Origin of the sequence: Sporosarcina limicola (assembly GCF_014873855.1) — a bacterium.
GTDB classification, from domain to species: Bacteria; Bacillota; Bacilli; order Bacillales_A; family Planococcaceae; genus Sporosarcina; species Sporosarcina limicola.
Genome location: NZ_JADBEL010000007.1, coordinates 47,167 through 66,125 on the forward strand (window position 1 = coordinate 47,167; position 18,959 = coordinate 66,125).

The 18,959-nt window shown below is 42.0% G+C and carries 22 protein-coding genes and 1 other annotated feature; of the genes, 20 read left to right on the forward strand and 2 right to left on the reverse strand.

What is annotated here, in order from left to right:
• Nucleotides 1-28: 28 nt before the first annotated feature.
• Both H4683_RS08075 and H4683_RS08080 read right to left on the reverse strand, forming a co-directional pair.
• Nucleotides 29-826, reverse strand: coding sequence for an ATP-grasp domain-containing protein (locus tag H4683_RS08075; RefSeq protein ID WP_192598347.1), 798 nt, complete (start codon nucleotides 824-826; stop codon nucleotides 29-31).
• Nucleotides 823-1,689 (reverse strand): ATP-grasp domain-containing protein, encoded by an 867-nt coding sequence (locus tag H4683_RS08080; RefSeq protein ID WP_192598348.1) that lies wholly within the window; start codon nucleotides 1,687-1,689, stop codon nucleotides 823-825. The genes H4683_RS08075 and H4683_RS08080 overlap by 4 nt, the downstream gene beginning before the upstream one ends.
• A gap of 63 nt (nucleotides 1,690-1,752) precedes the next feature.
• On the opposite strand from H4683_RS08080, the gene H4683_RS08085 reads away from it, so the two are divergent.
• From H4683_RS08085 to obgE, 20 genes are all read left to right on the forward strand, one after another.
• Nucleotides 1,753-2,979, forward strand: coding sequence for a bifunctional folylpolyglutamate synthase/dihydrofolate synthase (locus tag H4683_RS08085; protein WP_192598349.1), 1,227 nt, complete (start codon nucleotides 1,753-1,755; stop codon nucleotides 2,977-2,979).
• Between the two features lie 101 nt (nucleotides 2,980-3,080).
• Nucleotides 3,081-4,784 carry a diguanylate cyclase gene (locus tag H4683_RS08090; protein WP_192598350.1) on the forward strand — a complete coding sequence of 568 codons (1,704 nt, stop codon included), beginning with the start codon at nucleotides 3,081-3,083 and terminating at the stop codon, nucleotides 4,782-4,784.
• A 24-nt stretch (nucleotides 4,785-4,808) separates the two neighbouring features.
• Complete coding sequence (locus H4683_RS08095) at nucleotides 4,809-6,515, forward strand: sensor domain-containing diguanylate cyclase (RefSeq protein ID WP_192598351.1); 1,707 nt, start codon at nucleotides 4,809-4,811, stop codon at nucleotides 6,513-6,515.
• A 329-nt stretch (nucleotides 6,516-6,844) separates the two neighbouring features.
• A complete protein-coding gene (locus H4683_RS08100) occupies nucleotides 6,845-7,153 on the forward strand; it encodes a hypothetical protein (protein WP_192598352.1) in 309 nt (102 codons plus the stop codon).
• Nucleotides 7,153-7,908: a prepilin peptidase gene (locus tag H4683_RS08105; RefSeq protein ID WP_192598353.1), complete on the forward strand. Its 756-nt coding sequence runs from the start codon at nucleotides 7,153-7,155 to the stop codon at nucleotides 7,906-7,908. Before H4683_RS08100 ends, H4683_RS08105 begins: the two co-directional genes overlap by 1 nt.
• A gap of 308 nt (nucleotides 7,909-8,216) precedes the next feature.
• Entirely contained in the window at nucleotides 8,217-8,864 is a 648-nt protein-coding gene (locus H4683_RS08110) for a hypothetical protein (protein ID WP_192598354.1), read from the forward strand.
• 95 nt (nucleotides 8,865-8,959) lie between these two features.
• Nucleotides 8,960-9,574: a Maf family protein gene (locus H4683_RS08115; protein WP_192598355.1), complete on the forward strand. Its 615-nt coding sequence runs from the start codon at nucleotides 8,960-8,962 to the stop codon at nucleotides 9,572-9,574.
• Between the two features lie 16 nt (nucleotides 9,575-9,590).
• Nucleotides 9,591-10,262, forward strand: coding sequence for a RadC family protein (gene radC, locus H4683_RS08120; protein WP_192598427.1), 672 nt, complete (start codon nucleotides 9,591-9,593; stop codon nucleotides 10,260-10,262).
• Between the two features lie 91 nt (nucleotides 10,263-10,353).
• Entirely contained in the window at nucleotides 10,354-11,370 is a 1,017-nt protein-coding gene (locus H4683_RS08125; protein ID WP_192598356.1) for a rod shape-determining protein, read from the forward strand.
• Nucleotides 11,371-11,389: 19 nt separating this feature from the next.
• Nucleotides 11,390-12,292: a rod shape-determining protein MreC gene (gene mreC, locus H4683_RS08130; RefSeq protein WP_192598357.1), complete on the forward strand. Its 903-nt coding sequence runs from the start codon at nucleotides 11,390-11,392 to the stop codon at nucleotides 12,290-12,292.
• Complete coding sequence (gene mreD / locus H4683_RS08135) at nucleotides 12,289-12,813, forward strand: rod shape-determining protein MreD (RefSeq protein ID WP_192598358.1); 525 nt, start codon at nucleotides 12,289-12,291, stop codon at nucleotides 12,811-12,813. Before mreC ends, mreD begins: the two co-directional genes overlap by 4 nt.
• A gap of 27 nt (nucleotides 12,814-12,840) precedes the next feature.
• Nucleotides 12,841-13,512 carry a septum site-determining protein MinC gene (locus H4683_RS08140; RefSeq protein ID WP_192598428.1) on the forward strand — a complete coding sequence of 224 codons (672 nt, stop codon included), beginning with the start codon at nucleotides 12,841-12,843 and terminating at the stop codon, nucleotides 13,510-13,512.
• A 1-nt stretch (nucleotide 13,513) separates the two neighbouring features.
• Complete coding sequence (minD, locus tag H4683_RS08145; protein ID WP_192598359.1) at nucleotides 13,514-14,311, forward strand: septum site-determining protein MinD; 798 nt, start codon at nucleotides 13,514-13,516, stop codon at nucleotides 14,309-14,311.
• 173 nt (nucleotides 14,312-14,484) lie between these two features.
• On the forward strand, nucleotides 14,485-15,036 hold the full coding sequence (locus H4683_RS08150) for a M23 family metallopeptidase (RefSeq protein WP_192598360.1): 552 nt from the start codon (nucleotides 14,485-14,487) through the stop codon (nucleotides 15,034-15,036).
• Nucleotides 15,033-15,659, forward strand: coding sequence for a site-2 protease family protein (locus H4683_RS08155; RefSeq protein WP_192598361.1), 627 nt, complete (start codon nucleotides 15,033-15,035; stop codon nucleotides 15,657-15,659). Before H4683_RS08150 ends, H4683_RS08155 begins: the two co-directional genes overlap by 4 nt.
• Before the next feature lie 25 nt (nucleotides 15,660-15,684).
• Nucleotides 15,685-15,758 (forward strand) — a sequence feature (ribosomal protein L21 leader region).
• Nucleotides 15,759-15,771: 13 nt separating this feature from the next.
• Entirely contained in the window at nucleotides 15,772-16,080 is a 309-nt protein-coding gene (rplU, locus tag H4683_RS08160; RefSeq protein ID WP_192598362.1) for a 50S ribosomal protein L21, read from the forward strand.
• A 6-nt stretch (nucleotides 16,081-16,086) separates the two neighbouring features.
• Nucleotides 16,087-16,416 (forward strand): ribosomal-processing cysteine protease Prp, encoded by a 330-nt coding sequence (locus H4683_RS08165; protein ID WP_192598363.1) that lies wholly within the window; start codon nucleotides 16,087-16,089, stop codon nucleotides 16,414-16,416.
• A 12-nt stretch (nucleotides 16,417-16,428) separates the two neighbouring features.
• Entirely contained in the window at nucleotides 16,429-16,719 is a 291-nt protein-coding gene (gene rpmA / locus H4683_RS08170; protein WP_067208159.1) for a 50S ribosomal protein L27, read from the forward strand.
• Between the two features lie 196 nt (nucleotides 16,720-16,915).
• Nucleotides 16,916-17,434 carry a Spo0B domain-containing protein gene (locus H4683_RS08175; RefSeq protein WP_192598364.1) on the forward strand — a complete coding sequence of 173 codons (519 nt, stop codon included), beginning with the start codon at nucleotides 16,916-16,918 and terminating at the stop codon, nucleotides 17,432-17,434.
• A 12-nt stretch (nucleotides 17,435-17,446) separates the two neighbouring features.
• Complete coding sequence (gene obgE / locus H4683_RS08180; RefSeq protein ID WP_192598365.1) at nucleotides 17,447-18,742, forward strand: GTPase ObgE; 1,296 nt, start codon at nucleotides 17,447-17,449, stop codon at nucleotides 18,740-18,742.
• The last annotated feature ends 217 nt before the right edge of the window (nucleotides 18,743-18,959 follow it).

Sequence of the window (18,959 nt, forward strand, 5' to 3'; positions counted from 1 at the left end):
CGACTGTTTACTTGGAGAAGCGATCGATTCACCGACCAAAAACCTTCCCCAAAACAAACCTCATCAATTTTTCCGCAACTGAAAAATCATGCGTGGCATACAACGACCGCGCGCCGACAGGGTCTTCGATTTCATTTAACATCCATCTTCCATCAGGCAATAGAAGGAAATCGATGCCGATATAATCACTCTTTACGGCCTTGGCAATTGTAATCGCGTCCTGTGTTTGCGAAAAGTTAAGCACATACTTTTCCGCGGTGCCACCCAACGTATAATTCGATTTGAACGAACCATTTCCCGTGCGTTTCACCGCACCAAGCACCTCATCACCAAGCATGAAGACCCGTACGTCCTGCGCACCTGACTCGATGAAGGGCTGTACAATTAGCTTGTGACTTTCAAACTGTCGGAAAAACACTTTCGCCTTGGCTTCAGATGTACATAGAAACACTTCATTGCCACCATGACCATCTACCGTTTTCAACACACAAGGATAAGTGGAAATCTCCTCAAAGTGCCGAATTCTCTCCGTCGGCACTGCCGGAACGCCAAGAACAGCTGCCAGCTCGAAAGTCATTAACTTATCGTTCGCAATCCGATTCACTTCAGCTCTGTTCAATAAAGTGAAACCGTCCATCTCGAATTTTTTCGCCAACTCGGGATTACGATTACGGAAAAGGATGAAATCAGCATCGGTATCCGGCTGTTCATCCTCAATGAGCAATTTTAAATCAATCTCAATCCTCTTCGCTTCCATCTGTAAATCTTCAATAAACGCCTGATTTCGACATGATTCTATTTTAGAATAATAGACATAGCCCTTCATCCTAGTTTCCTCAAAATATATGCGATCATCGCATCCGCAACGTTGACACCTGTCACGTTATAGATATTTCTGATATGGGCTGCAGCATTCACTTCACAGACGAGTGGCTCTTCGTTTGCTCCAAATAATAAATCAACACCCGCAAACTCAGCACCAACTGCTTTCGCCGCTCGAATCGCGAGTGCTTTCTGTTCATCCGTCAACTCGACAACAGAAGCCACGCCACCATTCGTAATGTTCGCTCGGAAATCGGTTTCGGAATAGCGATACATCGCCGCAACAATTTCCCCACCCACGATATTCACCCGGATATCACGCCCTCTGCTCGACGCAATGAACTTCTGAAATACATAGTCGACCCCGCGCAACGCATCCGTCTTGTCGTAAAACTGTTCTTCCGTTTCAATCAAATATACTTTCATGCCGAATGAACCGTGACCTTCTTTAATAATCATCGGAAGCTCAAGACGCGCAAGAACTTGTTCATAGTACCCAGAATCCCGAATTGTGAATGAAGGATATACTTTTGGTGCGATAATCGTTTCTGGCATTGAAATTCCATGCTTCGCTAGTTGGAGATATTGTTTCGCTTTGTTATCACACGTTTCAATAACAGCGGGATCGTTGAATACTGGAATCCCGGCGTTCAGTAGGAACTCTGCCAATAAAATATCTTTATCAAGAAAAACGACGAAATCTGGACGTCCTTCAAGTGGGGTAGTCAAATCCATCATCACATCATAATTTTTCTTTAATAGGGCATGCAAACCTGCGCGTTCCGCCGCTTCCTTCAATAGTTCCGCCTGATCTTTGAATTTATCGCTTGTTAAACTTCCATTATAAATCACCCAGCAAATTTGCAATTGAGATTCCTCCGGCCATGTTATACTTTTCATAAACAAATTCTATCATACGGGGGACTTAATTTGATTCCAAAATTGGACGTTTATAAAAATAGATGGGAAATAGAAAGCGATGATTCTATTAAACCGGGGCTGGAAGCAGTTCAAGATGCACTCGTGAAATTGGGGAATCCCGAAAAACAGTTAAAAATCATTCATGTCTCAGGAACAAATGGCAAAGGATCAACAATCGCTTTTATGGAAGCAATTCTAAAGGAAAACGGGTTTTCCACGGGTGTTTTTTCATCGCCTGCAATCATCGATATTCATGACCAAATTCGCCTTAATGGTCACCCGATTTCTGAAGATGAACTACATGCATCTTTTAAGGAAATGAAAGAAGCTGGCTTAAGTGGTTTACTGACAGACTTCGAATTATTGACTGTGGCCGCCTTTTGCACGTTCAAGCGACTTGCGCCAGATTATGCACTGATTGAAACAGGGATGGGTGGGACGCTTGACAGCACGAATGTTGTGACACCGCTCATTTCTGTGATTACATCCATTGCACTCGAACACACGGCATTTCTTGGAACTACGTTAGTTGAGGTTGCCGACCACAAAGCAGGAATCATAAAAAAAGGAATACCAGTCGTGATTGGGCCTATGCAAGAAGAATCACTACAAGTTATACGACGTGTAGCAATGGAAAAGGAAAGTCAGCTAACTATCTACGGAATGGATTTCAGGATGGATAACACAGATAGTGAAGTATTTAAAGGGGCTGAAACGTATCGTTTGACTAGTCGGAAGATGAAAGGGCCACATCAAGCTATGAATGCAGCAGTTGCGATAGAGTCGCTCTTGGCGGCTGGTATTGAGCTTTGTGAAAAAGGGGTTGTCAACGCTCTTGCTACAGTCGAACTTGGCCATCGCTTCCAAGAAATTTCACCTGGTGTTTTCGTGGATGGGGCGCATAATCCCGCGGCTGCAAAAGTATTGGCAGAAACGATTCGAATGGAATTTCCGGGTGAAAAAGTAGATTTCATCATTGGTATGTTGAAAGGAAAAGACATTGAGAACACACTGAACGAACTTGTACCTGTCGCAGCATCTTTCACCTTTTTAACATTCGCCCATCCACAAGCTGAGGATGGGAAAGAAATGTTAAAATATTGCAATCACAATAAAAAAAGGGTGACAAATCATTTGGATGATACTATGATACTATTAAACGAAGAGAAAACAATGAGGATAGTAACAGGGTCGTTATATTTGGTGTCAAGTCTAATGAACCAACAGGGGGAATAATTAAAAAAGTAATAGGGAAATATGACAGACTTAGTTTTCTTTGATGAAGTTTATATTCGTTCTATTTATTTCGACTTATAAGATTGGGAGCGGATTACTTAATGGGAAGTGTAAATAGATCGACTATATGCTATTTCATTGTATGGTTATTTATCGTTCCGCCTGGATCGATTTATGTGTTTGTGAATTTTCCATTAGGGGAAGTAAACTGGTTTCAGGTAATGATTTTTATATTCTGTGGTTTTTTAACGCTCTATTTCCCGATTATGAGAAATGGAAAGCCCGTTTTTCTTGTCATGTGGGTGACGGTGCCTGTTTTTTTAATGCATGGACTTTTCGTCGAAATCATTACAATGCAAATCTCACTTTTAGCTTTTTTTTTAAATAGTCCGAACCTATCATCAATCATACGCCGACTTTTTCTTAATTCCATATTGTTTTTCATATTATCTATCACTGCAGCCTTTTTCTTTGATCTCGTAGGCGGAGAAGTTGGACTAGTTGATTTTTATTCTGTTGTCTTAGCTGTTTTTTGCTATCAGCTTGTTCACAAAGTCTTCAATGATTTATTGTTGAAATTATATGCAACATATAGAAAAAAGACGACCCCTTTTAATTCAAAAGAGTTGCTGGCTGAATATGCAGTTGTACTAATCGTTTTACCGTTGTCCTTGACATTTTACTTTTTACTCCAATTGGTTGGAAGTGGTGCTTTTCTTCTACTGGGCATTCCATTCTTTTTTATTACGTTTGTTGTTCGTCTTTATAGTAATTCCGAAAAAATTAATGTTTACTTACAGCAAGCAGGCGATATTGGGACTGAACTATCCGGTCTGTTGTCAGAACAAGAAGTTATCGAGCAGTTTGTCATAAAAGTTTCGGATATGTTTGATGCAGAATATGCTTATCTTTTCGATCATAAAGAAGGATGGCTTGAGCTCGTCTGTTCTTATGAACATAAAGAACTCATTGACATTGAATTCGGCTTGTTGTCAGTTGGTCAAGGTATTGCGGGGTTCGTTCTCAAGAAAAATCACTCGGTCATCTATTCAAAAAGGAAAGAGTGGGAAATGATTTCAAAAGACAAAGCACCGGGCGATATGCAAAGTATCCTATGTGTCCCTATTACAAGAAATCAAAAAATAGAAGCTGTCTTGTTACTTGCTTCTAAGAAAAAATCAGCCTTTGCAGACTATCAATTAAAGATTTTAGATTTGCTCTGTTCATATTTTGCTGTGTCGGTGGAAAAAGTAAGATATATGGAAGAAATGGTGACGAAAAATGAACGTTGTGCACTAACGAAACTTTATAATTATAGATATCTAGAGAAAAAGCTCCATTACGAAAAGGACCGTTTGAAAAACAATATGATTACAAACTTATCCGTCGTGATGCTCGATATCGATCATTTTAAAAAAGTGAACGATAATTATGGACACCAATGCGGAAACGATATTCTTTGTCTGTTTGCAAAGAAAATAGAAAAAGCACTTCCAGAAGGAGGAACGGTCGGTCGGTATGGTGGTGAAGAGTTCGTCTTTATATTACCGGATATGGTGAAAAATGAAGCAGTCGAATTCGCGGAAAAGCTCCGTGCGAAGATCAGTAAGCATGCATTTACAATAATCCCGGATCTTTCCGAAGATAAGTGTCCACTTGTTGTACAAATCACATCTAGTATTGGTGTTTCATCTATTCCAGAAGACACAGACGAAGTGATGGCGTTACTGCGTAATGCGGACCGGGCACTCTATATTGGTGCAAAACAGGCTGGGAGAAATCGGGTAGCGGAATATGTAAAATAAAGTATTGTTGGGAGGTGGGAGGATTTGTTGGATTTAAAAAAGCAACGTTTCATCGTTTTTTTTTCATGGATTCTGGTTGCTCCTTTTGGATTTTATAGTGCGTATACTTACTTCCCTTCTTTGGAAATTGAATGGGCAAATAGCGCTTTTCTATGTGTCGTTCTATTCATTACGATGTTCCTCCCTCTCAGATTCCGAAACGTTACAATGTCATTAGAAAGATGGATTACATTTACGGTATTCTTTCAATATGGTCTGTTTGCTGAATTGGTTTTCACGCAAATTGCGATGTTTATTTTACTTTTCAGCCGAAAAACTGAAACACCAATAAGTCACCGTTTTCTTGTGAATTCCTTACTTTTCACACTCGTATCTTTAGCGAGTGGGGCCATTTTCCACTCTGCTGGGGGCATAATTGGTACATTGAATTTTATGCACATATGCCTGTTTGGCCTTCTATATGCAGTGAGTTACACAGTTATAAATAGTATTTTGCTACAGGCATATTTACATTTTGAATTTGGAACCTATTCATTAAGAGAGAAATTTGTAGCGTGGGATTTTATTTCAACAATTTTTTTACTGCCGTTTAGCATCTCTCTTTATTTTTTGTATAACCATTTCGGAAATAAATCATTGCTGTTGATTGGTATACCATTTTTACTCGTTTTGTTGATTACAAGAATGTATAATCAGTCGAATAATTTGAATGATAAATTGTCTTCTGCAACGGTAATTGGTCGCGAACTCGCGGATAGGCTTGGATTCGATGATGTCCTTAAGACTTTTATCGTCAAATTGAAAGATGTTGTCCCCTTTGATCAAGCTTATGTGCTGGATTATTTGGAGTATGAACAGCTTATCATATTGATGGGGTATGAGGATGATGTTGTTTCAAAAGTAGTGAAAAATTTCTCGATTGCTTCGAAAAAATTTGAAGATGATGGCCTTGATGCTAATATCACAAAAATTTTTGCGACTAAAAAGGAAGCTAATGTATTGAAATACTTCGCATTCCCACAATCGGTGGAAAGCGTCATGACTTCGCCTATTAAACGAAATCAGAAGACGGAAGGTTTTCTCGTCCTTGCTTCAAATAGAAGAAATGTATTCCAAGCACTTGAAATGAAAATCATCGATGTCTTGACAGGTTATTTGGCAACATCGCTTGTAAAAGCACGTTATTATGAAAATACCGTCAAACAAAGTGAAACTTGTGCATTGACGAAGGTACATAATTTCCGTTATCTGGACGAGAAATTAGATGAGGAGATGATACGATTTCATACAGGCGAAATTCAATCTCTTTCCATTATCATGATAGATATCGACCATTTCAAATCGATTAATGACATGTATGGGCATCAAAGCGGCAATGATCTTTTATTTGCGCTTGCGAAAAAACTTAAGATCTATGTAGGATCGAATATCACGCTTGCAAGATATGGGGGAGAAGAGTTTGTTATTCTTTTACCTAATTATAGGAAATGTGAAACCGCTACGTTTGCTGAGCAGATCCGGAAAGAAGTAGCGTCATCCGCATTTCGTATCATTCCTGACCTTTCCGAAGCGAGGGAACCTGTTCATGTACAAATGACTGTTAGTATCGGTGTCGCCAATGTTCCTGAAGATGCAAAAGACGCAAAAATGCTGTTGCGAAATGCTGATCGAGCATTATATATTGGAGGCAAACAGGCAGGACGGAATCGGGTTGGCGTTTATAGGGATTGATTGATCAAAACGCAATAATAATAGAATTGACTAAAATAGATCGAGAAGTTGGTCTGTTTTAGTATCTTCAATACTAATTTTAATTTAATATTAATTATCTGCCTAATATGCCATAAGTATTACGAATGGCATATTAAGCAGATAGGAAATGGGCGTTTAGTAAAATTAAATAACCAGGGTACACAGGACATAATTCTCCTACCCCAAAATCGATTGGATTTAGGTCGGAGATGAATGCTTATTTGTATTTTATTTTCCAATCTAGTAACTAATCAAATGTTCTGTTATAATAAAATTGGAGAACGTGTGATTGGTAGGTGGGGTGGATGATGCGTGTGATGAAAATGCCGTTTCGAACGGGTAAGCTCATGTTTGAGCGCTTGTTCGAATGCAATCGGGTAGCGGGTGAAATCTGGAATCGATGTCTTGACCTTGCAAAGGATACCGATAACCCGGAAGAAAAGAGTAGGCAGAAAACCGAAGTGGAGTCGATGAAAATGATGGTCTTATTCGATACATTTTATCATCCAAATCTGGTCAATCTGCAACCTGAAGCATCAAAAAACGATGCACCACTTTTGGCAAGAAAAAATAATCCGACGCCTTTCAATTCAGGGATTGAAAACAGGGGTGCATAATGACAATCGTCATCATGACTTTGTTTTTCCTCTATGGCATTGTTTTCGGTTCTTTTTTCAACGTTGTCGGTTTACGTTTGCCGAAAAAGGAATCAATCATTTCCCCTCCTTCCCGTTGCACGACATGTGACCGGAGGCTTGGGGTGTTTGACCTCGTGCCGGTTTTTTCATATTTATTTCTAAAAGGCAAATGCAGAGGCTGTGGATCAAAAATCAGTGCGGTTTATCCGTTTATGGAGTATGTAACTGGCGTTTTGTTTGCGTTGTCATTTTACATACTTGGATTTAGTGCGGAACTCGTTGTTGCTCTATTATTCATGTCGCTTCTTGTCATCATTACGGTATCGGACATAGTTTATATGCTAATCCCAGACAAAGTGCTTTTCCCGTTCGCTGTGGCGCTCTTCGGACTTCGTCTATTAATTCCCCTTGCTCCTTGGTGGGACAGCCTCCTTGGTGCGGTAGTGGGCTTTGGTGTACTATTTATCATCATGGCAGTGTCGAAAGGTGGCGTGGGTGGTGGAGACGTTAAATTATTTTTTGTCCTTGGACTCGTACTCGGTACCGTGAAAGTACTCTTAACGTTGTTTTTAGCATCTGTTATTGGATCCGTCGTGGGTGTGGTTTTTTTAAAGAGCAGTGGTCAAGGACGTAAAACGCCAATTCCATTCGGTCCTTCCATTGCTTTAGCGACTATCATTTCCTATTTCTGGGGTGCTAATTTTGTCGCTTGGTATGGAAATCTGTTCTTTTAAGTCAATAAATTTCCTTGGACAAGGCGACATACGTCTTGTTCTTTTTCATTTTCATTCTGCTACGGTTGTATTAAAAGCGTAAGCGCCTTAGCGACCCCCCTAAATCTGGGGCGCTTAGTTCAGGGGCTACGGGCATAAGTTAGTAAAGGGTGTCAACCTTGGTTCGCTGCGACCTGTAGCAAGGGTGCATCTCTGGACGAAGAGGCGCTCTTTATCTCATGTAGGAGGAATGTAGTTCAATCTCTCCTAGTAGGCTTATGACCCTGAGTCTCTAGGCGCTATGGCTGGATAAAGCGGGGTGGTTAGTAATGAAGTTCGGAAAACGTTATTCAAAAGTAACTGTAGTTATGGCAATGCTACACGGTGTTCTTATTGGTGTTTCGGCAGTCGCAATCATCGGCCTGTTGCTTGTCGGGATGAAAGGGAAGGGAGATGTCGGTACAGCCGAAGAGGAGCTGGCGATATCCGGTCCTGCACCGATTAAATCACCTGCACCTGCTACAGAAAAACCATTGCAATTATTTGCGAAGCAACATGGCGTATTTTCTACACAGGAGTCGGCCGCTTTATTCATCGCGGAAAATCCTTCTCTTTCGAAGGCGGCAGTTGTCCAAGCGAATGCCCATTACTTTGTTTGGTCTGCAATTGGCTTGACGGAAGACGAAATTGAAGTGAGTAAATATGAGGGGACATATCGTAAAGCTTTTACAGTTGATATGACCTCTTGTGGAGCAATCGGTGCTGGGAAACTGAGAGACATTATGACCGAAACAGAAGTTTCCAAAATAAAATTATTGGTCAGTCCCAAAAAGAAGGGGGAAGAGGAGGGTGATTTGAAAGAGTTTAAAAAAAATATTGCTACTATCACGGCGTTTACAGAGGATTTACAGATTATCAGACTCCATCTATTATCACACTATTCCCGTTCAGATAAATGCGTCAAAATTACGTTTTAGTTGCTGAAAAGTGCTGAAATTTAAGTTATCACGTTTTTAGCGCAATTTTCACCTTGTCTTTTATTCGATATGATTAGGCGAAGGGGGAATTTATGATGAATTTTAAAGTTGCAAAGCGGGTCATCTTAGCTTCAGCTTCACCACGCAGGAAAAAACTACTAAATATGATTGGTATTCCGTTTACAGTTGTACCAAGCAACGTTTCAGAAGAACTCGAGTTGGAGGGTGGGGATTTTGCTGCATATGCACGAAGTCTTGCATCGAGAAAGGCAGAAGCGGTTGCGAGTATCCACCCAAATGATATCGTGATTGGAGCTGATACGATTGTTGTACATGAAGGGAAACTTTATCCGAAACCTAAAAGTAAAGAACAAGCAAAACAATTTTTGAATGAGCTTTCAGGAAAGACACATTTAGTAATAACGGGCGTCGCAATGTACATCAATGATGGAATTGGTGTTTTCTCAGTTGAAACTAGTGTCACGTTCCGTGAATTAGATGCTGTTCTGATTGATGCCTACGTCGATTCAGGGGAGCCGATGGATAAAGCCGGTGCGTATGGCATCCAGTCGGCAGGTGCGCTCCTTGTCGATAAAATTGATGGGGATTATTACAATGTTGTTGGTTTGCCTATTTCTAAGTTGACAGAACATTTACGACGCTATGCTTTCATTGCATTGAAGGACGGTGATCCTTTCATTGACTATTGATCTTCAGCCTAAAATGATGATCCGTGATGTACATATTGCGGATCGGCCCCGTGAGCGTTTGATTAGCCAAGGAGCTGGTAGTTTATCCAACCAGGAGCTCATAGCAATTTTGTTGCGTACGGGTACAAAAGAGGAATCTGTACTTGTTCTTGCTAATCGAATTCTTTCATCCTTCGATAAAATTCAAGACTTAAAAGATGCGACAATTGAAGAGATGATGTTAGTCAAAGGTGTTGGTCAGGCAAAGGCAGTTCAGTTGTTGGCCGCCGCCGAAATCGGTAAGCGACTGTACCGGAAACATTCGGCGGGGCGATACACAATTCGTTCCCCAGAAGACGCTGCTTCGTATTTAATGACGGACATGTCTTCTCTCAGCCAGGAACATTTTGTCGTATTATTTATGAATGTCAAAAATGAAATCCTTCATAAACAAACAATTTTTATAGGGAGTCTTAATTCTTCCATTGTTCACCCGCGCGAAATTTTTCGCGAAGCAGTGAAACGCTCTGCTGCATCGATTATAGTCGCCCACAATCACCCTTCTGGAAACCCATCACCGTCCCCGGAAGACATCGAAGTGACAAAGAGATTAATCGAAGCTGGGTCGATTATGGGCATAGAATTACTTGATCATGTCATCATCGGTGACCATCGATTTATAAGTTTAAAAGAGAAAGGGTACATGTGACACTGTATATTTGTTCTCCTATCCGTTATAATGTGGTGTATCATTTCATGAAAGCCGCAGTTATGCGGTTAAGGAGAAAGGAAGAACAAATTTGTTTGGATTTGGAACGAGAGATGTCGGGATTGACCTCGGCACAGCAAATACATTAGTTTTCATAAAAGGAAAAGGCATTGTGTTAAGAGAGCCTTCGGTTGTAGCGAAAAATACACATACAGGTGAAATTGTAGCGGTCGGAAGTGCTGCAAAAAATATGATTGGTCGTACGCCAGGTTCCATCGTGGCGATTCGTCCTATGAAAGACGGAGTTATCGCTGATTTTGAAATCACAACCGCGATGATTGAACACTACATGAAGGAAGCGATGAAAGTAGCAGGAGGTTCTTTCAAAAAACCGAACGTCATGATTTGTGTTCCTTATGGAATAACATCTGTTGAACAACGCGCAGTTATAGATGCTTCACGACAAGCGGGTGCGAAAGATGCGTTCACAATCGAGGAACCGTTTGCAGCTGCAATAGGAGCAAATCTCCCTGTTTGGGAACCTACAGGGAGTATGGTCGTCGATATAGGTGGCGGTACGACAGAAGTTGCAGTTATCTCACTAGGCGGAATAGTGACAAGTGAGTCAATCCGTGTTGGTGGCGACACGATGGATGGTGCAGTCATCAGTTATATTCGCAAAACGTATAATTTAACGATTGGTGAGCGGACAGCTGAAGCGATTAAAATCGAAATTGGCTCTGCTAAAGTGATTGGGGTGACGGAGAAGATGGATATTCGCGGACGGGACCTTTTAACAGGCTTACCGAAAACGATTGAAATCTCTTCTGATGAAATCGTGGAGGCATTGCGCGAATCGATTGCACAAATCATCGATGGTGTGAAAAAGACGCTTGAAACTACACCACCTGAATTATCTTCGGATGTCATGGAACGTGGAATCGTTCTGACAGGCGGCGGGGCCTTGCTCAAAAATCTTGATAAGGTTATCTCTGACGAAACGAATATGCCTGTGTTCATCGCGGAAGATCCACTCGATTGTGTTGCAATCGGTACAGGTAAAGCACTCGATAATTTCGATGTAATTAAAAAAATGCAATCAAGATAGATGAGGGAGGACTTGAGCAATGCCGCAATTTTTTTCGAATAAACGATTGATTTTATTGCTTGTAGGCGTCATCGTCCTTGTGGCATTGATTTCATTCTCCCTCAGGGACCGGCACAACGCCACCCTCCCAGAACAAATTGTGAAAGACGTCGTCGGCTTCGGGCAATCTATATTCTCGAAGCCGGCGCATTACATAACGGGTGTTATTGGGAATATTGATGGGACATTGAATACATACGAAGAGAACAAACAATTGAAAGCAAGATTAAGTGAATATGCATCGAATCAAGCGGAATTAACGGATGTTCGTGCGGAGAACGAGCGCCTACTTGAACTCATTGGTAAGGAAGAAGACCTACGTGGGTACGAACCGATTCATGCGACGGTCATTTCTCGCAATCCAGATCAGTGGGAAGAGAAAATTATCATAGACAAAGGTGGAGTGCATGGTATCGAGGAGAATATGGCAGTTATTACAGCGCGTGGTTTGATTGGAAAAGTTATTCTTGTCACGCCGTTCACTTCTACCATTGAGCTGTTATCGACAGAAAATCGTAATTTCCGCGTTGCTTCAGTCATTCTGGGAAAAGGTAAAGACTCAGTTTTCGGTTTAATTGAAGGATATGATAGGACTCGTGACGAACTGATTATGAAACGGATTGACTCCAGTTCACAGATTGAAGTGGGGCAACAAGTGACCTCTTCTGGTCTTGGTGGGATATTTCCAAAAGGGCTTTTAATTGGTGAAGTGACAGAAGTGTCGACAGATGATTACGGATTGACGAAGTTGGCTTATATCCGTCCGGCAGCGGAGTTTTCATTGTTAGATCATGTACTGGTCACAAAACGGAAGTCGGCTATAGATAAAGATGGGACGGATGGAAATAATACAGAGGGTACTGAGGGGAAGAGTGGATCATGATCCGATTCATCATCCCCTCTATTGCCTTATTGCTGTTTTTCCTGGAGCCTGTGTTCAGTCTTTTTTCCCCTGTTGATATCGACGGAATGCGCTATACCCTTGTTCCGCGATTTGTTATCGTATATCTAATCTTCATAGCGGTCTATTATAGTCGCCAACGCGCAATCGTTTATGGAATTGTCCTCGGACTCTTGTATGATATGTTCCACATTGATATTATTGGGCTATATGCATTTCTCTATCCGATGATTTGTTATATTGCAGTATTGATCATTCGCCAAGTTCATCGACACGTAGTCACGGTGATGCTCTTGGCGATGTTCTTGATTGTACTTCTGGAATTGCTTTCATACTTTTTTGCCAGCTTAATAGCCCTGACATCTATTAGTTTGGATGAATTCGTTGTCAGTAGGCTTATTCCGACGATGATTGCCAATTTAGTTTTTGTTGGAATGTTTGGCTGGTTTTTTAAAAACCTTATTAATAAAAGGGGATTGCAGCAACAAAGCGAACCTTTATAACGTAGAGGAGAATGCGGGGTGACGCAAATGACGAAACAGCAATATGTGACGATCAAAGGGACGAAAGAGGGACTTGTTCTCCGGCTTGACCACAAGTGCGCCTATTCGGATATGATTGCTGAACTCCGTAGGAAAGTGGGGGAAGACGCATTAGAGGGGCTTGCAGAAGTGCAAATCCATACGGGGAGCCGCTATTGCAACGAAGAGGAATTGAAGGAAATCGTGAATGTCATTCATGCGTCTCCAAATTTACGTGTGTCAAAAATTCAAAGTGATGTCATAATGATTGAAGAATGTAACCATAAAATACTTGAAAAACAATCGGAAACATATATCGGCATCGTACGTTCGGGACAGGTTGTGAAAGCGGATGGTGATCTCGTCATTATCGGTGACGTCAATCCGAATGGTAAAGTTATTGCTTCTGGTAGCATTTATATTTTAGGTAGGTTAAAGGGGATTGCACACGCTGGGGAAACCGGCAATATACAAGCAGTCATAGCTGCCTCATGGCTCGAAGCTACGCATCTCATGATTGCAGATAAAATAGAAATGATGACGGATGAATTGACGATTTTGTCGGAACATCCAGAAATGGAATGTGCCTATGTACATTCGAACGGTTTCATCGCTATCGACCGTCTGCAAGAACTTCGGATTCTCCGGCCAGGTCTATCATCATTTAAAGGAGGAAGCTAATGTGGGAGAAGCAATCGTTATAACATCTGGAAAGGGCGGTGTCGGTAAGACGACGACAACAGCAAATCTTGGAACTGCTTTGGCCCTTCAAGGTAAAAAAGTGTGTCTTGTAGACACCGATATCGGCCTCCGGAACCTCGATGTAATTCTTGGTCTTGAAAACCGGATTATATATGATCTCGTAGATGTAATCAAAGGTCGTTGCAAAATACCACAGGCACTTGTAAAAGATAAACGCTTTGAGAATGGACTCTTTTTATTGCCCGCGGCTCAGACGACCGATAAAAGCGCTGTTAATCCTGAGCAAATGAAAACGTTAATTACTGAACTTAAAAGAGATTATGATTATGTCTTGATTGATTGTCCGGCTGGTATTGAACAAGGGTATAAAAATGCCGTTGCCGGTGCGGACCGTGCGATTGTTGTTACGACTCCGGAAATTTCGGCGGTTCGAGACGCTGATCGAATTATCGGCCTACTTGAGCAGGAAGATATCGAACCACCAAAACTCATCATCAATCGCATCAGACGACAACTTATGGCAAGTGGTAATGCCCTTGACGTGAATGACATTACGACTCATTTGTCGATTGACCTTCTTGGTATCATACTAGATGATGAAAATGTCATCTCCTCTTCAAATAAGGGAGAGCCTGTTGTTATGGATCCTTCGAAACTCGCTGCAATCGGTTATCGAAACATCGCCCGCCGTATTCTCGGTGAATCTGTCCCACTTATGTCACTCAACACGAGTAAAATCGGATTATTCGGTAAAATCAAGTCGATATTCGAAAAGTAAACTAAAAATCCCTGACGTCCACGTAGTGGTGTTGGGTTTTTTTGTGAATTTGGAGTGGACAAGCCAAGTTGTGATTAGAATCGAAAAGTTGACGCCTAGCAACTGATTTCCGGGTGCCCATAATATTCCGTAGCCACCTGACATATACTAAAAAAAACGGGTGGTGTGGCCGGTTGAAATGGAGAACCAAGTGGATACTAGCAATCATGTTGACAATTGGCGTAATTGGAGTGGCGAAGTTGGAAGAAGCGGGGGTCATTCGGCAACCTGTCACGCAGTATGTGACGTCGGGGAAGGACTTTATGGTGATGAAGAAGTGGGTTGTATCGTTTTTCAATGACACCCAAGACGATAAGATTGTAGTTACAGCGGAACTCAATCCGGAAGAACCGTTTTCAGCGTATGAATCCATGCAACCCTATAAGGATGGTGTGATTGTATCTTATACGGTTCCGATGGCGATTGAAGCGAGAGGGAGCGGACTTATTATTTTTACAGGATTCACACGTCGATCAGGGAAGACAGTGACGGTACTCTATGATGACGGAGATGAAGTGACGTACGGATATGTAGGAGAATTTTCAAAATTACCTTATACGACTGTGAAAAAAGGGGACACGCTGGCGCTTATGGATGAGGGGGCAATCTATTTGATGGTAAAGCGTGATGGGAAAAAATTGGACGCATCGCTGTTGTCAACATACCTTTCGGGAGTTGAAGAATGAAATACAGGCTTCATCCCATACTCCTACCTTTTTTTCTGATGCTTATGGTAACGGGTGGCATATCCATGTATGCGATTATCTTTATTTCGCTTCTTATCCATGAGATGGGCCACCTCATCGCTGCTAAGCTGATGGGATTGCGTGTGCGCTCGTGTACGATAATGCCTTACGGTGGAGAGCTAGTCATACCAAACCGTCACCAGGCGACGAAGAAGGCGCGTCTCATCGTCGCGTTTGGCGGTCCGTTGGCAACGTTCGCTCTTCTTCTTGGTGCATCATTTATTCCCTTTCCAGGTGATGAAGTAGTCATCCGAATCCAAGTTGCGTTGCTAGTGCTTAATTTGCTTCCCATTCTACCTCTTGACGGTGGACAGGCACTTTGTGTGCTTCTTGAGACGAATGATTCAAGGTATGCTACACGTTCACTTTTTTTGCTGCATTCTATGGCACTCCTTTCTGTTGCCACCCTATTATTAACTTATGGTTTACCCGAAACACTTCCATACGTCTGTCTTGCACTATTTCTTCTCTTCCAAAATATTTCCGTCTTTCGGTTTAGAAAATATGAAAGAGCCTATGCAGAATTAAAAAAATCTGTTGACGTAACAATGAATACATGGTAATATTCAAATGTTATTGTTTGTAGCACCCGTGCTGCAACCGCACTGATAAGGTTCAAGTATCCGAAGGGATCACCTTTGAAGGCGAGTCTGAGTCTAAAGAGGAGGTGCAAGTATGTACGCAATCATTGAAACTGGTGGAAAACAAATCAAAGTCGAATTAGGCCAAGAAATCTACATTGAAAAAGTAGTTGGTGAAGCGAAAGATATCGTTACTTTTGACAAGGTTTTATTCGTAGGTGGAAAAGATATGAAAGTTGGCGTTCCATTCGTGGAAGGTGCTACTGTAACTGGTAAAGTTATGGAACAGGGCCGTGGCAAGAAAATCACAGTCTACAAATACAAACCGAAAAAGAACTATCACAGAAAGCTAGGTCATCGTCAGCCATTCACGAAAATCATTATTGACGGGATTAACCTGTAAGCCGGCATGATTAAAATCATCATCAATGAACAACCTTCGGGTCACATCCATTCATTTGAGATGAAAGGCCACGCTAATTTCGCAAAAAAAGGAAAAGACCTTGTTTGTGCAGGTGCATCAGCAGTATCTTTCGGTGCTGTCAATGCCATTATCGTACTTACAGGAATAACCCCAGACATCCAACAAGGATTGGACGGCGGCTATTTTAAAGTTATTTTTCCGGTAAACGAAGAAAGCGATCACGACATACAGCTGATTGTTAAAGCGATGATTGTTTCATTACAGACGATTGAACAAGACTATGGGCAATATATAAATATTATCTTCAAAAAGTAGGAGGTGGAACATATGCTACGTTTGGATCTCCAGTTTTTCGCATCGAAAAAAGGGGTAGGTTCTACTCGGAACGGTCGTGACTCTCATTCGAAACGTCTTGGCGCAAAACGCGCAGACGGTCAGTTCGTAACAGGCGGCTCAATCCTTTATCGTCAGCGCGGAACGAAAATTCATCCAGGTGAAAACGTCGGTCTTGGTGGTGACGATACACTTTTCGCTAAAGTGGACGGCGTCGTTCGTTTTGAACGTTTCGGTCGTGACAAAAAGAAAGTCAGCGTATATCCTGAAGTTCAGGAAGCTTAATATACGAGAGGAAGGACTGCATATGATGTGCAGTCCTTTTTTTCATTTCATAGGAAACTATAAAGTTCAAGGTCTGTGACTCACTTGCGAAGAGGGTTAATCTGGACGAATAGGCTTGGATTCTTGTTCTTTTGACGCAGAAAGGCATGTAGATGTTATACTATTATCTACATGAAAAAGTTGGTGGTGAATGGGAATGGGAAACGATAAGCTGAGCGTGACGGAAGCCCTAAAATATGCACGACATGATTTTTTGAATGAACTTCAGTTAATACTATCGTATATCGATCTCGGTAAAATACCGAATGCGAAAGAAAAAATCATGGAGTCGACTGAAAACATGCGTCAAATAGCCATGTTGGAGAGGCTCGGTCTCCCGGCCCTTGAATCTTGGCTCGCCACATTCGGTTGGATGTATAATTCATTTTCAGCAAAGATGACTTGCGAAATCACATCTGGAATCCGACAGACGGATGACGGCGAGGTCGTATCCTATTTGAACCGGGTGTTTAAGGATGCAGTGAAAGCAGTAGAGCCAACTTTAGAATATGAAGCGAATCTCACAGTGACAGCCTCATCCACAAGCTGGTCTATCACAATCATCATTAAAGGTGCCTTGAACAATAAGCAACCTGCTCCAGAAACGACAGGAAGCTTTACTGTGGACGAAACAATTTTAAACAATCAATGGACGTTCATGATAAGTGGACGATAGGAGGAAAATTAGATGTTTGTAGATCACGTGAAGATATTTGTAAAAGGTGGTGACGGTGGCGATGGCATGGTTGCATTCCGCCGAGAGAAATATATCGCATTAGGTGGCCCAGCAGGTGGTGACGGAGGAAGAGGTGCCAACGTCGTATTCATCGTCGAAGAGGGATTACGGACGTTAATGGATTTCCGTTACCAACGTCACTTCAAAGCACCTCGTGGAGGGCACGGAGGAAGTAAAAATCAACACGGGCGAGGTGCAAGTGATATGGTTGTAAAAGTTCCACCTGGCACAATTGTTACAGACGTAGTAACTGGAGATATCATCGCTGATCTCGTTGAACATGGCCAAACAGCTGTTATCGCAAAAGGTGGCCGCGGAGGCCGTGGGAATAGCCGATTCGCAACACCACAAAACCCAGCACCGGAATTATCTGAGATGGGCGAACCAGGTGTCGATCGTGAAATCAGTCTTGAACTCAAAGTACTTGCGGATGCTGGACTTGTTGGCTTTCCAAGTGTAGGGAAGTCGACCTTGTTATCAGTCGTTTCCGCCGCAAAACCGAAAATTGCCGACTATCCATTTACGACACTTGTCCCAAATCTTGGAATGGTTGAAACAGAAGATCACCGTGGTTTTGCGCTTGCGGATCTTCCAGGCTTAATCGAAGGGGCGCACGCAGGGGTTGGCCTTGGCCATCAATTTCTTCGTCACATCGAACGGACGCGGGTAATTATCCATGTTATCGATATGTCGGGAGTTGAGGGACGCGATCCTTATGAAGATTTTATTACTATTAATGAAGAGTTAGAAAAATATAATTTACGATTGACTGAACGTCCACAAATCATCGTGGCAAACAAAATGGATATGCCTGATTCAGCGGAAAATCTTGAGGAATTCAAGAAGAAACTCAATGATGACGATGCGATTATTTTCCCGATTTCGGCGATTACAAGAACCGGATTGGATGACCTTCTATACGCAGTTGCAGATCTGCTTGAAACGACATCTGAATTTCCAATGCATGCGATTGAAGAAGAAGATGATGATGAGCGTTCTGTTCTCTATAAACATGAAGCTGAAGCGCCTGAATTCGAAATTACACGTGACGATGATGGTGCCTATGTGTTATCGGGTTATACGATTGAACGTCTGTTTAAAATGACCGATTTCAACTTTGATCAATCTGTCCGGAAATTCGCAAGACAAATGCGTGGAATGGGTGTAGATGATGCGCTTCGTGAACGCGGTGCGAAAGACGGCGATATAGTCCGACTCCTCGACTTTACATTTGAATTTATTGAATAAAGAAAAGCGCAAGCGCCTGTTCAGCCCCGACAAGCGCTGGAGGGACTTAAGGAAAAGGCGTTCTTTTTGCCTTTACCTTAAAGCCTGAAGCGACTCGAGGGGCTAGGCGCTGTAGCTAGACAATAAAGAAAAGCGCAAGCGCCTGTTCAGCCCCGACAAGCGCTGGAGGGACTTAAGGAAAAGGCGTTCTTTTTGCCTTTACCTTAAAGCCTGAAGC

Bases quoted from the DNA above. Each gene is read 5' to 3' on its own strand.
- H4683_RS08075 (WP_192598347.1), bottom strand. From the start codon at position 826: ATGAAGGGCTATGTCTATTATTCTAAAATAGAATCATGTCGAAATCAG.
- H4683_RS08140 (WP_192598428.1), top strand. From the start codon at position 12,841: ATGACGAAACAGCAATATGTGACGATCAAAGGGACGAAAGAGGGACTT.
- mreC (WP_192598357.1), top strand. From the start codon at position 11,390: ATGCCGCAATTTTTTTCGAATAAACGATTGATTTTATTGCTTGTAGGC.
- H4683_RS08115 (WP_192598355.1), top strand. From the start codon at position 8,960: ATGAATTTTAAAGTTGCAAAGCGGGTCATCTTAGCTTCAGCTTCACCA.
- H4683_RS08090 (WP_192598350.1), top strand. From the start codon at position 3,081: ATGGGAAGTGTAAATAGATCGACTATATGCTATTTCATTGTATGGTTA.
- rplU (WP_192598362.1), top strand. From the start codon at position 15,772: ATGTACGCAATCATTGAAACTGGTGGAAAACAAATCAAAGTCGAATTA.
- obgE (WP_192598365.1), top strand. From the start codon at position 17,447: ATGTTTGTAGATCACGTGAAGATATTTGTAAAAGGTGGTGACGGTGGC.
- H4683_RS08155 (WP_192598361.1), top strand. From the start codon at position 15,033: ATGAAATACAGGCTTCATCCCATACTCCTACCTTTTTTTCTGATGCTT.
- H4683_RS08110 (WP_192598354.1), top strand. From the start codon at position 8,217: ATGAAGTTCGGAAAACGTTATTCAAAAGTAACTGTAGTTATGGCAATG.
- rpmA (WP_067208159.1), top strand. From the start codon at position 16,429: ATGCTACGTTTGGATCTCCAGTTTTTCGCATCGAAAAAAGGGGTAGGT.
- H4683_RS08105 (WP_192598353.1), top strand. From the start codon at position 7,153: ATGACAATCGTCATCATGACTTTGTTTTTCCTCTATGGCATTGTTTTC.
- H4683_RS08100 (WP_192598352.1), top strand. From the start codon at position 6,845: ATGCGTGTGATGAAAATGCCGTTTCGAACGGGTAAGCTCATGTTTGAG.
- H4683_RS08175 (WP_192598364.1), top strand. From the start codon at position 16,916: ATGGGAAACGATAAGCTGAGCGTGACGGAAGCCCTAAAATATGCACGA.
- mreD (WP_192598358.1), top strand. From the start codon at position 12,289: ATGATCCGATTCATCATCCCCTCTATTGCCTTATTGCTGTTTTTCCTG.
- radC (WP_192598427.1), top strand. From the start codon at position 9,591: ATGATCCGTGATGTACATATTGCGGATCGGCCCCGTGAGCGTTTGATT.
- H4683_RS08165 (WP_192598363.1), top strand. From the start codon at position 16,087: ATGATTAAAATCATCATCAATGAACAACCTTCGGGTCACATCCATTCA.